Raw genomic sequence first — 13,317 nt, 5'->3', positions numbered from 1 at the left:
GTTGGCTTACGACGCGTGCGCCGCGTCGCGGTACTGCGACGGCCAGCGGCGCGGCTTGACGTCCGCGAGCGCTTTCGCGATTTGCGCGATGTGCTCGGGCGTGGTGCCGCAGCAGCCGCCCGCGAGGTTCACCAGACCGGCCTGGGCGAACTCACGCAGCAGGCCCGAGGTGACGTCGGGCGTCTCGTCGAAGCCGGTGTCGCTCATCGGGTTGGGCAGGCCGGCGTTCGGATAGACCGACACGTATGTGTTGCACAGCTTGGCCAGCTCGGCGATGTACGGACGCATGAGCGTGGCGCCGAGCGCGCAGTTCAGGCCGAAGGTGAGCGGCTGGGCGTGGCGCAGCGAGTTCCAGAACGCCTCGACGGTCTGCCCCGACAGGATGCGCCCGGAGGCGTCGGTCACCGTGCCCGAGATCATGATCGGCAGCACTTCGCCGGTGTCTTCGAACAGCTCGTCGATGGCGAAGAGCGCGGCCTTGGCGTTGAGCGTATCGAAGATCGTCTCGACGAGGAACAGGTCCACGCCGCCTTCGAGCAGCGACTTCGCCTGCGCGTAGTAGGCCTCGCGCAGTTGATCGAAGTCGACGTTGCGCGCGCCCGGGTCGTTCACGTCGGGGCTGATGCTCGCGGTCTTGGGCGTCGGGCCGATGGCGCCGGCGGCAAAGCGCGGCTTGTCGGGCGTGCTGTAGGCGTCGCACGCTTCACGTGCGAGACGGGCCGACTCGCGGTTCATCTCGTCGGCCAGGTGCTCCATGTGGTAGTCGGCCTGCGCGATCGTCGTCGCCCCGAAGGTGTTCGTCTCGATGATATCGGCGCCGGCGGCGAGATACTTGCGATGGATCTCGCCGATGATGTCCGCGCGCGTGAGCGAAAGCAGCTCGTTGTTGCCCTTCACGTCGTGCGCGAAGTCGGCGAAACGTTCGCCGCGATACTGCGCTTCGGTCAGCTTGTACTGCTGGATCATCGTCCCCATGGCGCCGTCCAGAATCAGGATGCGTGATTCGAGCAGCGCGGGCAGGACCTGAGCGCGCGTGTATCGGGGCGCGCCGGGGCGCGGCGGCTGCGTGGCGTTCGGTGCGGTCCCCGCTTGGGCGCTGGCGGCGGATGAGGTTGCGGTAGTCATGACGGACGTCGCCTCGGAGTGGCCGGAAAACCTATAATTGTAATGGTTTTCGGCCATCGTGCCCGCGCGCCGTCGCCCGTCGGGCGGGCCGCGGCCGCCGCCCGGCGCGGGTCGTTCGGCCCGCCCGCGGCCCAGGCGGCGCGTCCCTTCAATCCTCTTTCGTCAACGACATGGAATTCCTGCTCCCGGGCGCCGCCCACAAGTTTCTGCAAGCCAACGCCAACGCCCTGTTCGTCGACTGCCGCAGCGAAATGGAATACCTGTTCGTCGGGCACCCGGCCGGCGCGATCCATGTGGCCTGGAACGACGGTCCGGACTGGGAGATCAACCCGCACTTCGTGCAGAGCGTTCGCAAGCTCGCCGGCGCCGGCGGCGAGCGGCCGGTGCTGCTGATCTGCCGCAGCGGCAACCGCAGTGCCGCCGCGGGCGAGGCCCTCGAGGCGGCCGGTTTCCTGAACGTCTATGCCGTGCAGCACGGCTTCGAGGGCGATCTCGACGCCACCCATCACCGCAACGCCGTCAATGGCTGGCGCTTTGAAGGCTTGCCCTGGGAGCAGTGCTGAAGCCGCCGGCGCCGTCATGCCCGGGCGGGCCTCACATCGGGTCAAGCCGTGGCGGGCGTGTGCCGCGACCATAAAAAAACCCTCGCCGGAGCGAGGGTTTTTCGTGGCTGCACCGCGTGCGGTGTCGGAGTCAGTGGAGCACGACCGGATTCGTCATGAAGTTATCGAACTGGCCGAGGAACTCATCGACTTCGTCCTCGGAGGGTTCGGTGGCAATGAGCTTCTGCACCTCTTCACGGAATTGCCGGGCGAGCGAGCCGTCGAGGAAGATCTCGCGGCCAGCGGTTTTGTCCACGATTTCATAGCCACCCGCAGACAGCGCGTGATTGCCGTTATCCGCGGCAAACTCGACGACACAATAATTCGGGCTGTTGTAAATCATGAGCATGGCAACTCTCCTGGTGTTCCTGCATGGTCCTTGGTAACCCACATAGGGGCGACGCGGCGCGATTTCAAGAGGCGATGCCCCATGATTCGCTTATCGGCACACCGGCTGACGAATTCAATGGTTTGGGCCCTCCTTGTGAATTTCCACGCTAAAGGTTCCGATTCGGACTCGTTCAAACGTTAGATGCGCTCGCTTGCAAAAACGTTGCAAGGAGATTGGTTACGAACTGTTTCTGCTCGACGATGGACAGATGCGCCGCGTCGGGCACGATTTCGAGGCGCGCGCCGGCAATGCCCTCGGCAATGCGCCGGGCCACGGCGGGCGGCGTCGACGGGTCGTTTTCGCCGACGATGACCAGTGTCGGCGCGTCGATCTCGTGCAGCCGCGTTCGCACATCGAACGCGGCGAGCGCCTCGCACGCGCCAGCGAAGCCCTCGGGATGCGCATGGGCGACCAGCGAACGGATGCGCTCGGCCCGCGCCGGGTGCCGCTGGCGGAAGCCGGCGCCAAGCCAGCGCTCGAGCGTGCCGTTGGCGAGTTCCCTCATGCCATGCGTGCGGGCCTTGGCGGCGCGCTCCAGGAATTGCTTCGCGTCGGCGGCGTCGTACCCGGCGGTCGTGTCGATCAGCGTCAGGCTCGCGACGCGCTCGGGGGCGTCGAGCGCCAGTTGCTGCGCCACGGCGCCGCCCATCGAAATGCCGATGAAATGCGTGCTCGGAATTTCCAGCGAACTGAGCAGCGCCGTCGCGTCGGCGGCCAGTTGCTCGACGGTGTACGGGCCGTCGGGCACGTCGCTCGCGCCGTGCCCTCGGCCGTCGTATCGCAAGACCCGGAAGTGTGCGGCGAGATCGGGCACGAGATCGTCCCACACCGTGAGATCCGCACCCAGGGGGTGCGCCAGCGTCAGCCACGGTCCGTGGCCATCCACCGCGTAGTGAATCGATACACCGTTAGCACTGACTTTCATGGCGAGAGGCCTCCCATCAATCGTGAACGTGTGTCGATGCAGTGGGATGTTTCCGATTATGTCAGGAACCTTGCGCTCGTGCAGCGCGTTTCGTCGTAGTAGGGCAACACTTCGCGCCCGGCCCGCGTGAAGACTCGATCGGCGCCACCGCCGCTCGATCGTTTGAATTTCGAGACATGTATTTCGGGACGTTTTTCGATGCCGGCGAGCGTGCCGCAAACCTCACCGTGAGCAGGGTTATCGCGACGCGGGCGGCGCATCCGGCCCGTGATTCAATTCGTCGCCTTTTGCGTGAAGACCAGCTCGAACTCGTTGCCCGACGGCTCGACCTGTCTGACGCGCACGGGCATCCAGTCGAGCGACGGCGCGAGCCAGATATCGACGCGCCGCTCGTCGCCCGCCTTGCGCGGCAGCCGCGTGAAGTGGCGCGTCTCGACGTAGCCCTGGGGCGTGCGCAGCGTTTCGGTGCCGACATACTGCACCGGCCAGACCTCGCTGCTGTCCGTGTCGGCCACGGTGAACTCGTGCGTCACGCCGACCTGGGTGTAGCGCTCCGGATTGCCTCGGGCGTAGCCGGCCAACTGCATCATCACGCTGAAGCGGTCCTGGGCGCCGGGCGCGAGCGGCGCCGACTGCCCCGAACGCGTGAAGCTCAGCGTGGGTGTGGCGTCGCGCTCAAACGTCGTGACGTATTGCGCGCGTCGGCCGCGTTTTTCTATATAGCGCGACGGCGCGATGCCATTCGCGTCGAAGCCGCCCTCGCTGACGAATTCGAACGTGCCGAAGAAAATGATCGGCACGGCGACCCGCAGCTCGTAATGCCCGTTTTCGTTGACCCAGTGCAACTCGCCGGTCTGGTTGCGAACGCCGTTCATGAGCGCGTCGTAGGTCAGCGTGGCCGAGGGCGGCGGGGCGAACTTGTCGCCGTTCGCCGCCGCTGCGGTGAGTGCTGGACCGGGCGGCGCGGGCGCCGACGCGGGGGCGCCGGCCGTGTCGGGCGAATTGCCGACGCCCGCGGTCGTTTGTGATGCGGACTGCGGGCCGGGCGCGTCGGCGTGCTCCGGCGCGGCGATCGTGTCCGTCGGCGCGGATGGCGCGGGCGGCGCGGCCGGCGCGGATGGCGGCTTGACCGCGGGCTTGCGCACGGGTGCGGGGGGCGCGGGCGGCGGTGGGGGCGCCGGCGGCGCGGGTGGTGCGATGGGCTTGAGCGGAATCAGCGTGATCGGGATTTCCGGGAGCGGCGTGTCGTCGAGCGCGCGGCGGTGGCGATCGACCCACAGCGCGAGGAACACGTGCGCCGCGAATACGGCCACGAGCACCGCGGCCCAGATGCGCCAACCGCGCCAGACGCGCCAGACGCCGCGTGCCCGCCGGCCGGACTGCGGCGGCATCGGCGGCATCGGCCGTGTCCGGCCTGCCGGCGGCGAGGCGGCCGCGTGGGCGGTGTCGGCAGAGTCGGCGGGGTCGTTGGGAACCGGAGGCACGTTGGGCGCTGCGTCGCGTGAGAGTCGATGGGCAGACGGTGACACGAAATTCGAAAACTCGAAAGTTCGAACGCTCGAAAGGCAAGGACGCCAGAGCGTCAGGATCGCATATCGCGGCGACCCCGGTTCGACAGACGCCGAGCCGGGCCGTTCACGCGCGCGGCGGCGGCGGCCTGCGTCCCGGCACGCGGCTAGGGCGCCGCGCCGGGGGCGTGCGCGTGGCCGAGGTCAGCCGACAGACGCTGCGCGAGCGCGCGCAGCGCGGTGTCGATGGGCCCGCCCCAGCGCGCGTCGAAACGGCTCTCGGGGCCGAGCGCCATCAGGCCCATGACGAGCTGCCCGGTCGCATCGAACACGGGCATGCAGAAGGCGTTGACCGACGGCAGCACCGTGCCCTCCACGCGTGCCGCGCGATGCGCGCGCACGTCGTCGAGCACGGCATCGTATTCGGCGCGTGTGGCAGGCAGATGATGGCGAGACGCGTGTTGCAGTCCGGCAAGCGCCGCGTCGATGAGCGGTGCGGTCTGGCGCGCCGGCAGATAGGCGGCGAACAGGCGGCCGGCGGCCGATTCGAGCATCGGCATCACGTCGCCCAGGCGCAGCGGCACGCGTAGCGGAAAGGTCGAGTCCAGCCAGTGGACCACCGTCGGCCCCTGATTGCCCCACACGCACAACCCCACGGTCTGGTCGATGGTGTCGCGCAACTGGTTCAGTGCGAAGCGGGCGGCCTTGAAGGCGTCGATGCGGGCGAGATGGGCGAGGCCCATGCGCAGCGTGAAAGGACCCAGATCGTAGCGGCCGCTCACCGGGTCCTGCACGATGAGGCCGAGGCGCTGGAAACTTACGAGATAGCGGTGCGCCTTGGCGGGGTTCATGCCGGCCGCATGCGCGAGATCGCGCAGCATCATGGCGTTCGACGCGCCGGTGAGCACCTCGATGAGCCGGAAGCCGACCTCGATCGACTGGATGCCCGAGCGGGCCTTCTCCTCGTCGGGCGCCTTGTCCTCATTGCCGTCGTTGGTTTCGGGGGGGTATGCGTCGCCGTCGTCGATGTTATTAGGCATGGTCATGTGTCTCTGTCTTTTCCTCGTCGCGGCGGTGCTCGCGCGCGTTGGGCGCATGCCTTGCGCACGCGCGGCAGCGTCGCCGGTGCTGCCCGCGCCCCGAGCCGGGCGTGCGGGCGAAGCGCTCAGGTAGAATCGTCGGCTTCACGCGCCATTCTATCGGGCTTGAGACGGCCCGCAGACTTCATCACATGAAACTCGCTACCCGTAAGGACGGCACTCGCGACGGCCAGCTGATCGTCGTGTCGCGCGACCTGTCGAGCGCCTGCATTGCCGACGCCATCGCGCCCACGCTGCAACGCGTGCTCGACGACTGGACCTTCTACGCGCCGCAACTCCAGACGCTCTACAACGAACTCAATCACAACCGCGCCCGCAACGCCTTTGCGTTCGATCCCGCCGAGTGCATGGCGCCGCTGCCGCGCGCCTATCAATGGGCCGACGGCTCGGCCTACGTCAATCACGTCGAACTGGTGCGCCGCGCGCGCGGGGCCGAGATGCCGCCCGAATTCTGGACCGACCCGCTCATGTACCAGGGCGGCAGCGACGACTTCCTCGGCCCGACCGACGACATCGTCTGCGCCTCGGAGGACTTCGGCATCGACTTCGAGGCCGAACTGGCCGTGATCACCTCCGACGTGCCCATGGGCGCGAGCCCGGCCCGAGCGCTCGAAAGCGTGCGCCTGCTGATGCTGGTCAACGACGTGAGCCTGCGCAACCTGATTCCGGCCGAACTGGCCAAGGGCTTCGGCTTTTTCCAGAGCAAGCCCGCGAGCAGCTTCTCGCCGGTGGCGGTCACGCCCGACGAACTCGGCGATGCCTGGCGCGACGGCCGCGTGCATCGCCCGCTCACGGTGAAGTGGAACGACAAGAAGTTCGGCGCCCCCGAATGCGGCGAAGACATGGTGTTTCACTTCGGCCAGCTCGTCGCGCATGTGTGCAAGACGCGCAACGCGCGCGCGGGCACCATCGTCGGCTCGGGCACGATCTCGAACAAGGACCGTAGCCGCGGCAGCGCCTGCATCGCCGAGAAGCGCATGCTCGAGACGATCGACAAGGGAGCGCCCGAAACGTCGTTCATGCGCTACGGCGATCGCGTGCGCATCGAGATGTTCGACGCCCAGGGCAAGTCGATCTTCGGCGCCATCGATCAGGCCGTCGCGCCGCTGGACGAGTAAGGCGCGCGGCGCGCGCGATCGGTGTCGGCACGATCGCGCGCAATGAGAATGCGCCCCCGGAATCCGCATCATCCGTGGCTTTGCGAGGTGCGCGATGCTACCTCCATAGGGTGAACCCGAATATGGCGGGCAATTCCGGCTCGGCTATTCTTGGTCTCCTTGAGTCGGTTCGCACCCCTGACGGGTGTTGGGGGCCGGCGCTAACTTTCGCCGGCGCGGCGCGAGGTGTCCGTCCGGGCGCCTGGCGCAAGAAAAAACCCAGCGCGGGCCAGACCAGGAGATTTTCCATGCGAAACCCCGTGCGCACCGCACTGCTGGGTGCGATGTTGCTGGCGCTGGCCGGCGCCGCCGCCGCTCAGGTCAAGATCGGCGTGAGCATTTCGCTCACCGGCCCTGCCGCTTCGCTCGGCATTCCGGCACGCAACACGGTCACCATGCTGCCGACGGAAATCGGCGGCCAAAAAGTCGACTACATCGTGCTCGACGATGCGTCCGACACCACGACAGCCGTTCAGAACACCAAGAAGCTCATCTCCGAGAACCACGTCGACGCCATCATCGGCTCGTCGATCACGCCGAACACGCTGGCGATGCTCGACGTGATCGCGGGCGGCACTACGCCGACGATCTCGCTCGCGTCCTCGGCGCGCATCATCGAGCCGGTCGACGCCAAGCGTTACTGGATGTTCAAGACCCCGCAGACCGATGCGCAGATGGCCTCGGCGATCGCCGAGCATGCCAGCCGCCACGGCGTGAAGACGATGGCGTTCATCGGCCAGGGCGATGCCCTGGGCGAGGCGTTCTATGAGGAAGTCGCCAAGTTCGCCGGCCTGCACAAGATCAAGATGGTGGCCAACGAGCGTTTCGCGCGCACCGATCCGAGCGTGACAGGCCAGATCCTGAAAATCATGGCGACCAATCCGGACGCCGTCGTCGTGGGCGCGGCGGGCACGCCGGCCGCCCTGCCGCCCAAGGCGCTCGCCGAGCGCGGCTACAAGGGCCTCGTGTATCACAACCACGGCGTGGGCAACAACGATTTCCTGCGCGTGTGCGGCAAGGACTGCAACAACACGTATCTGCCGGCGAGCCCGGTGCTTGTGGCCTCGCAACTGCCGGGCGATCATCCGGCCAAGGCAGTCGCGCTCGACTACATCAAGAAGTACGAAGCCAAGTATGGCGCGGGTACCGTGGCCGCGTTCGGTTCGTATGCCTGGGACGCCGGCATTCTGCTGCAGCGCGCGATTCCCGTCGCGCTGAAGACGGGCAAGCCGGGTACGCCGGAATTCCGCAAGGCCCTGCGCGATGCACTCGAGACGAGCAAGGACGTGCACGTGACCAACGGTGTGATCAACATGAGCCCGACCGATCACCTCGGCCTCGACCAGCGCGCTCGCGTGATGGTCAAGATCGACAACGGCAAGTGGCTGCTCGCGCCGTGAGCGCATGGATGTGAGACGGCAAACTCCGCACGCATCCGAAGTTTCGACCGTTGTTCCGACCGTTTGACCGTCGGCGGCGCCGGCCTCGCCCGGCGCCGCTGTTCCCATCCCCGCTCGCGCGGGGATATTTTTTTGGAGCGGTAGACCATGTCGCAAGACCCGTATCAACACTACCAGTCGCTGCAATTCAAGCGGCATCCCAACGGCGTGCTCGAGCTCGTCATGGGCGCCGGCGCAAACAAGAGCGGCCTGTCGACGGCCGACCATCGCATGCATCAGGAGCTCGCCGACGTGTGGCGCGATATCGATCGCGACACCGAAACGCGTGCCGTCGTGATTCGCGGCGAGGGCAAGGGCTTCTCCGGCGGCGGCGACCTGTCGCTCGTGCAAGACATGGCCGACGATTTCGCGGTGCGCGCGCGCGTGTGGCGCGAGGCGCGCGACCTCGTCTACAACGTGATCAACTGCAGCAAGCCGATCGTGTCGGCCATGCACGGTCCGGCGGTGGGCGCGGGCCTGGTCGCCGGGCTGCTCGCGGACATCTCCATCGCGGCGAAGACGGCGCGCATCATCGACGGTCACACGCGTCTGGGCGTGGCGGCAGGCGACCATGCGGCGATCGTGTGGCCGTTGCTGTGCGGCATGGCCAAGGCGAAGTATTACCTGCTGCTGTGCGAGCCGGTGACGGGCGAGGAAGCCGAGCGCATCGGGCTCGTGTCGCTCACGGTCGACGAGGCTGATCTTCTTCCCAAGGCGTTGGAAGTGGCCGACAGGCTCGCGCGCGGCTCGAGTACGGCCATTCGCTGGACAAAATACACGCTGAACAACTGGCTGCGCAGCGCGGGCCCGGCGTTCGACGCGTCGCTCGCTCTCGAATTCATGGGCTTTTCGGGGCCCGACGTGCGCGAAGGCATTGCGTCGCTTCGCGAGCGTCGCGCGCCGGACTACGGCGGCGATGCGCCGTTCTGACACACCGCCGGCGCGCGCTGGGCGTATGATCGATGTTCAAGCGCCACGACGCGCGCGTTCGGGCGGGAAAGGTCGGCCGGCGCCCGTCCCCGACCGTGACTGGAGACTGTAATGAGCGATTCGACGAGTGCCATGCCAAACGGCTTCGACATTCTCAAGAAGATGTGGGAAGCCTTCAGCCCGCCGGCGACGTTCACTTCGCCGCTCACGCAACTGATGCAGAGCGCGGCGCCGTTGCTCGATCCGGACGAGATCGAGAACCGCATCGCCGAGATGCGCGCGGTCGAGCAGTGGCTCACGCTCAACCTGAATGTGCTGCGCTCGACCATCCAGGCCTTCGAAGTGCAGCGCGCGACCTATGCGACGCTGCGCGCCTTTGGCAGCGGAGGTTTTGACGCGGGCAGCGGCGCGGGCGAGGCGAGCACGGCACAGGCGTCGCCGGCATCCGAGGAGAGCGCCGGCGGTGCGACCTTCTGGCGCTCGCCGTTCGCTGCCCCGGAACCGGCGCAGGACGTGGAGCCGCACGCGGGCGCGTCAGAGGCGCGGGAGGCGTCGGCGGCCGGCGCGCAGCCCGAGCCCGGTCCGGATCAGGAAGGAGCCGCCGCGGGGGACGCGCCGCCGGACAGCGACGAGAAGCCGTCTCCCTTCGCGCAGGCGAGCAACGCCTACGCCGCGCTCGATCCCTCGCTGTGGTTCAACGCCATGCGCGCGCAGTTTGATCAGATCGCGGCAGCGGCGCAGGCCGCCGGCGTCTCGGCCGCGCAGATGACCGAGGCGGCGGCGGCACAGATGTCCGATGCGGCGGCCAAGGCGGCGCGGGCCGCCGCCGCGCCGACCAAGTCCACAGAGAAGTCCGCACGGAAGTCCGCGGCAAAGGCGTCCGGCAAGCCGGCAGGCAAGGGCGCCGGCAAGGCCTCCGGCGAGCCCGGCAAGACGGCAAAGCGCGGGGCCGAGGAGGCGACAGCGGCCGGGACCGCGAGCAAGCGTTCGCCCGCCGCGAAGAAGGCGCCCGCGAAGAGCGCCACGAAAGCATCGACCCGGGCATCAACCAAAGCCTCCACGGCGGCCGGGCCGGCGGGCAAACCCGCCGGCAAGCAAGCAGCATGGAAGTGGTAGGAACACGATAGCGCCGAGCGCATCGGCACTCAGAACAACGGCAGCAACGACAGGAGGGGCCCATGATCTCAGGCGAACGCACCGGCCTCGTCCTGATGGGCGGCGGCGCTCGCGCCGCGTATCAAGTGGGCGTGCTCTCGGCGATTGCGGCGATTCAACGCGAAGTGCTACCGTCGCGGCGCGCGATTCCGTTTCCCATCGTCTGCGGCACGTCCGCCGGGGCGATCAACGCGGCAGCGCTGGCCTCTCACGCCGACGACTTCCAGCACGGCGTGATGAAGCTCGACGCCGTCTGGCGGCAATTCCACGCAGGGCAGGTGTTTCGCGCCGACTCGCTCGGCATGGCCGGCACCGGGGCGCGCTGGCTGGCGGCGCTCTCGCTGGGCTGGGCGCTGCGCCGCTCGCCGAAATCGCTGTTCGACTGGTCGCCGCTTGCCGACATGCTGCGCAACGCAATCCGCCTGGATCGCCTGCCGGACGTCTTCGCCGCAGGCGCGCTTTCGGCGTTGTCGGTGACCGCGCTGTCCTACTCGTCGGGCAAGCATGTCACCTTCTACCAGAGCGCCGAGCCGATCCAGGCCTGGAAGCGCTCGCTGCGGCTCGCGCGCGCGGTGCCGCTTACGGTCGACCATCTGCTGGCGTCGAGCGCGATACCGTTTCTCTTTCCGGCCGTCGAACTCGACCTCGACGGGCAGTCCGAGTATTTCGGCGACGGCTCGATGCGTCAGATCGCGCCGCTCAGCCCGCCGATTCACCTGGGCGCGACGCGCATTCTGATCGTGGGCGCCTCGCATGCCCAGTACGGCGTGGACAGCAGCGGCGAGCGCATCGGCGGCTACCCCAGCCTCGCGCAAATCGGCGGGCAGGCGCTCGCCAGCGTGTTCATCGACGGCCTGTCGGCGGATCTGGAGCGTTTGCAGCACATCAACAACGTGCTGCGGCATGTGTCCGAGGCCGATCGCGAATCGAGTGGATGGAAACCCATTGAGACACTCGTCATTTCACCGAGCCAGCGCCTCGAGCCGATTGCGGCGCGGCATCTGCAACAGATGCCGCGCGCGGTGCGCACCATGCTCGGCGCGATCGGTGCCGACGAGGCGCGCGGCGCGGCGTTCGCGAGCTACCTGCTGTTCGAGTCGTCCTACACGCAGGAGCTCATCGCCCTGGGCGAGGCGGACGCCTATGCGCAGCGCGATGCCATCGCGGCATGGCTCGTCGCCGAAGCGGACGGCACCAGCCCACTCGAGCACGTGGAGGCCGGCGCCGTGGGCGGCGACGACCTCCCGGCCAACTCCGCGCTGGCCGCGCGCGCGCCGCATGCCGAACAAGCCGTGGCTGCCGAGGGCAGCAAACCCGCCGTTGGCGGCGACGCCGCCTGAGCCTCATGATGCGATCCCCATCTTCCCAATCCGTGAAACCGGCGCCCGTCGCTCGCGTGAAGTCCGCGAAACCCTCTGCGGCCTGTCCATATCCGTCGACCTTCTGGCGCGATCCGGCGCTGCCGTTTCTCGAGGCGCGGGAAGTGGTGGACGGCCGTCGCGTGTGCTACGCGCTGCACAGCCACGAGACGTTTTCCATCGGCGTGGTGACGGGCGGGCGCAGCACTTATCTGAACGGGCGCGCGAGAGAGACGGTCGGCGCAGGCAGCGTCGTCGTGATGAACCCCGACGCCGTTCACGCCTGCAACCCGATCGGCGAGCAGGCGTGGGCCTACCGCATGCTGTTCGTCGACACGGTGTGGTTGCGCGATTTTCAGCGCGAGATCGGCTTCGGCCATGGGCAGGACCTGCACATGTTCGATCCGTTGTCCTCGCGCGACCCGGTACTCTACGCAGGCATCAACCGGCTCTACGACATTTGCACGGATGCCTCGCGTGACAGGCTCGAGCGCGAGAGCGCCGTGCAACAGTGTTTCATCGACGTGCACGAGCGGCTCAATCCGGCACCGCGACCGGTGCGCGACGATCCGCACAAGCACAGAAAGCTCGCCGACGCCGCCGACTTCATCCGGGCGCACTGCCGGGAATCGCTGACGCTGGCGCAGATTTGCGCCGCGGCCGGGTTGTCGGCGTCGTACCTGACGCGTGCGTTTCGTGCGCATTACGGCCTCACACCGCACGCGTTCCTGATGAACCAGCGGATCCAATACGCGCGCGCACGGCTGCGGCGCGGCCATGCCATTGCCGAAGTGGCGCTCGACGCAGGCTTTGCGGATCAGGCCCATTTCCAGCGCACGTTCAAACAACTGCTCGCGGCCACACCGGGGCACTATCGGGAGTCCCGCGCTGCCTGACTCGCCACCTGACGCACGGCCACGCCCGGACGGCGATTCAGGGTGTTGCGCATCGAGCGGCGCGCGCCCGGGACCGCGCCGCTCGCCATACCGAGCCGCATGTGCCCCGCCTACAGGGTGGCCGCCAGATACACGGCGCTGGCGGCGAGCAGTGCCGCCATGACGCGGTTCAGGCGCCGAACGCGCTTTGCGCTGCGCATCTGGCGCCGCATCATCGCGCCTGCGGCCGCCCAGCAGCCAACCGATAGCCAGCAGACCACGAAGTAAATCGCAGCGAACTGCCAGATGCGCACCGGCTCCCCGGCCGTGTACAAGCCCATGCCGGCGAACGCTGCGAGCCATGCCTTCGGATTGAGCCACTGCATGATGGCGCCATGCACGACCGAGGGGCCGCGTTGCACGGCAGCGTCGCCGATTTCGCCATCGTCACGCGCGAGCTTGTACGCCATGTAGAGCAGGAAGGCCACGCCGAACCACTGAATCGCGTGCATCAGCACGGGCGCGCGTTGCAGCAGTTCGTAAAGCCCGAAGCCGACCGCCACGAGCAGCAGGACGAACGCCACCGTCGCGCCCGTCACATGACGCAGGCTGGGCACGAGCCCGTAGCGCGCGCCCGCGCCCAACGCCACGACGTTGACCGGGCCAGGGGTGATCGAAGCGGCCAGCGCAAACGCGGCCATCGAATAGGACAGAGTCATCGGAATCCTCAGTGCGAAATGACGGTAATGCGA

At 67.8% G+C, this 13,317-nt stretch carries 13 protein-coding genes; 7 read left to right on the top strand and 6 right to left on the bottom strand.

What is annotated here, in order from left to right; translation table 11 throughout:
- Positions 1 to 6: 6 nt before the first annotated feature.
- Positions 7 to 1,125 (bottom strand): homocysteine S-methyltransferase family protein, encoded by a 1,119-nt coding sequence (locus PNO31109_RS02025; protein WP_241013710.1) that lies wholly within the window; start codon positions 1,123 to 1,125, stop codon positions 7 to 9.
- 170 nt (positions 1,126 to 1,295) lie between these two features.
- Here PNO31109_RS02025 and PNO31109_RS02020 point away from each other — a divergent pair, with 170 nt between their 5' ends.
- Positions 1,296 to 1,688 carry a rhodanese-like domain-containing protein gene (locus PNO31109_RS02020; protein ID WP_150553948.1) on the top strand — a complete coding sequence of 131 codons (393 nt, stop codon included), beginning with the start codon at positions 1,296 to 1,298 and terminating at the stop codon, positions 1,686 to 1,688.
- A gap of 130 nt (positions 1,689 to 1,818) precedes the next feature.
- Here PNO31109_RS02020 and PNO31109_RS02015 read toward each other — a convergent pair whose 3' ends face one another.
- The 4 genes from PNO31109_RS02015 to PNO31109_RS02000 form a co-directional block, all read right to left on the bottom strand.
- Positions 1,819 to 2,076, bottom strand: coding sequence for a BTH_I0359 family protein (locus PNO31109_RS02015; protein WP_150553947.1), 258 nt, complete (start codon positions 2,074 to 2,076; stop codon positions 1,819 to 1,821).
- Positions 2,077 to 2,248: 172 nt separating this feature from the next.
- Positions 2,249 to 3,043 carry a 3-oxoadipate enol-lactonase gene (pcaD, locus tag PNO31109_RS02010; protein ID WP_150553946.1) on the bottom strand — a complete coding sequence of 265 codons (795 nt, stop codon included), beginning with the start codon at positions 3,041 to 3,043 and terminating at the stop codon, positions 2,249 to 2,251.
- 272 nt (positions 3,044 to 3,315) lie between these two features.
- Entirely contained in the window at positions 3,316 to 4,443 is a 1,128-nt protein-coding gene (locus PNO31109_RS02005) for a DUF3108 domain-containing protein (protein ID WP_150553945.1), read from the bottom strand.
- Positions 4,444 to 4,718: 275 nt separating this feature from the next.
- Complete coding sequence (locus tag PNO31109_RS02000; protein WP_150554168.1) at positions 4,719 to 5,591, bottom strand: IclR family transcriptional regulator; 873 nt, start codon at positions 5,589 to 5,591, stop codon at positions 4,719 to 4,721.
- Positions 5,592 to 5,782: 191 nt separating this feature from the next.
- On the opposite strand from PNO31109_RS02000, the gene PNO31109_RS01995 reads away from it, so the two are divergent.
- The 6 genes from PNO31109_RS01995 to PNO31109_RS01970 all read left to right on the top strand — a co-directional run bounded on the left by PNO31109_RS01995 (position 5,783) and on the right by PNO31109_RS01970 (position 12,586).
- On the top strand, positions 5,783 to 6,769 hold the full coding sequence (locus PNO31109_RS01995) for a fumarylacetoacetate hydrolase family protein (protein WP_150553944.1): 987 nt from the start codon (positions 5,783 to 5,785) through the stop codon (positions 6,767 to 6,769).
- A 287-nt stretch (positions 6,770 to 7,056) separates the two neighbouring features.
- Positions 7,057 to 8,208, top strand: coding sequence for an ABC transporter substrate-binding protein (locus PNO31109_RS01990; protein WP_150553943.1), 1,152 nt, complete (start codon positions 7,057 to 7,059; stop codon positions 8,206 to 8,208).
- Positions 8,209 to 8,355: 147 nt separating this feature from the next.
- On the top strand, positions 8,356 to 9,177 hold the full coding sequence (locus PNO31109_RS01985; protein WP_150553942.1) for an enoyl-CoA hydratase/isomerase family protein: 822 nt from the start codon (positions 8,356 to 8,358) through the stop codon (positions 9,175 to 9,177).
- A gap of 111 nt (positions 9,178 to 9,288) precedes the next feature.
- Positions 9,289 to 10,293 carry a PhaM family polyhydroxyalkanoate granule multifunctional regulatory protein gene (locus PNO31109_RS01980; protein WP_150553941.1) on the top strand — a complete coding sequence of 335 codons (1,005 nt, stop codon included), beginning with the start codon at positions 9,289 to 9,291 and terminating at the stop codon, positions 10,291 to 10,293.
- A gap of 62 nt (positions 10,294 to 10,355) precedes the next feature.
- The gene (locus PNO31109_RS01975) at positions 10,356 to 11,672 is read left to right on the top strand and encodes a patatin-like phospholipase family protein (protein WP_241013711.1); all 1,317 of its coding nucleotides are present in this window, start codon (positions 10,356 to 10,358) and stop codon (positions 11,670 to 11,672) included.
- Positions 11,673 to 11,680: 8 nt separating this feature from the next.
- Complete coding sequence (locus PNO31109_RS01970) at positions 11,681 to 12,586, top strand: AraC family transcriptional regulator (protein WP_150554167.1); 906 nt, start codon at positions 11,681 to 11,683, stop codon at positions 12,584 to 12,586.
- A gap of 110 nt (positions 12,587 to 12,696) precedes the next feature.
- Here PNO31109_RS01970 and PNO31109_RS01965 read toward each other — a convergent pair whose 3' ends face one another.
- A complete protein-coding gene (locus PNO31109_RS01965; protein WP_150553940.1) occupies positions 12,697 to 13,284 on the bottom strand; it encodes a LysE family translocator in 588 nt (195 codons plus the stop codon).
- Between the last annotated feature and the right edge of the window lie 33 nt (positions 13,285 to 13,317).

The sequence above is a fragment of the Pandoraea nosoerga genome, assembly GCF_902459585.1.
Lineage (GTDB): Bacteria > Pseudomonadota > Gammaproteobacteria > Burkholderiales > Burkholderiaceae > Pandoraea > Pandoraea nosoerga.
Note: the sequence above shows the minus strand (reverse complement) of the source record. Positions and strands in the feature narration are given on the sequence as shown.

Excerpts from the sequence above, each read along its gene's own strand:
- PNO31109_RS02025 (WP_241013710.1), bottom strand. The coding sequence starts at position 1,125 with ATGACTACCGCAACCTCATCCGCCGCCAGCGCCCAAGCGGGGACCGCA.
- PNO31109_RS02020 (WP_150553948.1), top strand. The coding sequence starts at position 1,296 with ATGGAATTCCTGCTCCCGGGCGCCGCCCACAAGTTTCTGCAAGCCAAC.
- PNO31109_RS02015 (WP_150553947.1), bottom strand. The coding sequence starts at position 2,076 with ATGCTCATGATTTACAACAGCCCGAATTATTGTGTCGTCGAGTTTGCC.
- pcaD (WP_150553946.1), bottom strand. The coding sequence starts at position 3,043 with ATGAAAGTCAGTGCTAACGGTGTATCGATTCACTACGCGGTGGATGGC.
- PNO31109_RS02005 (WP_150553945.1), bottom strand. The coding sequence starts at position 4,443 with ATGCCGCCGATGCCGCCGCAGTCCGGCCGGCGGGCACGCGGCGTCTGG.
- PNO31109_RS02000 (WP_150554168.1), bottom strand. The coding sequence starts at position 5,591 with ATGCCTAATAACATCGACGACGGCGACGCATACCCCCCCGAAACCAAC.
- PNO31109_RS01995 (WP_150553944.1), top strand. The coding sequence starts at position 5,783 with ATGAAACTCGCTACCCGTAAGGACGGCACTCGCGACGGCCAGCTGATC.
- PNO31109_RS01990 (WP_150553943.1), top strand. The coding sequence starts at position 7,057 with ATGCGAAACCCCGTGCGCACCGCACTGCTGGGTGCGATGTTGCTGGCG.
- PNO31109_RS01985 (WP_150553942.1), top strand. The coding sequence starts at position 8,356 with ATGTCGCAAGACCCGTATCAACACTACCAGTCGCTGCAATTCAAGCGG.
- PNO31109_RS01980 (WP_150553941.1), top strand. The coding sequence starts at position 9,289 with ATGAGCGATTCGACGAGTGCCATGCCAAACGGCTTCGACATTCTCAAG.
- PNO31109_RS01975 (WP_241013711.1), top strand. The coding sequence starts at position 10,356 with ATGATCTCAGGCGAACGCACCGGCCTCGTCCTGATGGGCGGCGGCGCT.
- PNO31109_RS01970 (WP_150554167.1), top strand. The coding sequence starts at position 11,681 with ATGCGATCCCCATCTTCCCAATCCGTGAAACCGGCGCCCGTCGCTCGC.
- PNO31109_RS01965 (WP_150553940.1), bottom strand. The coding sequence starts at position 13,284 with ATGACTCTGTCCTATTCGATGGCCGCGTTTGCGCTGGCCGCTTCGATC.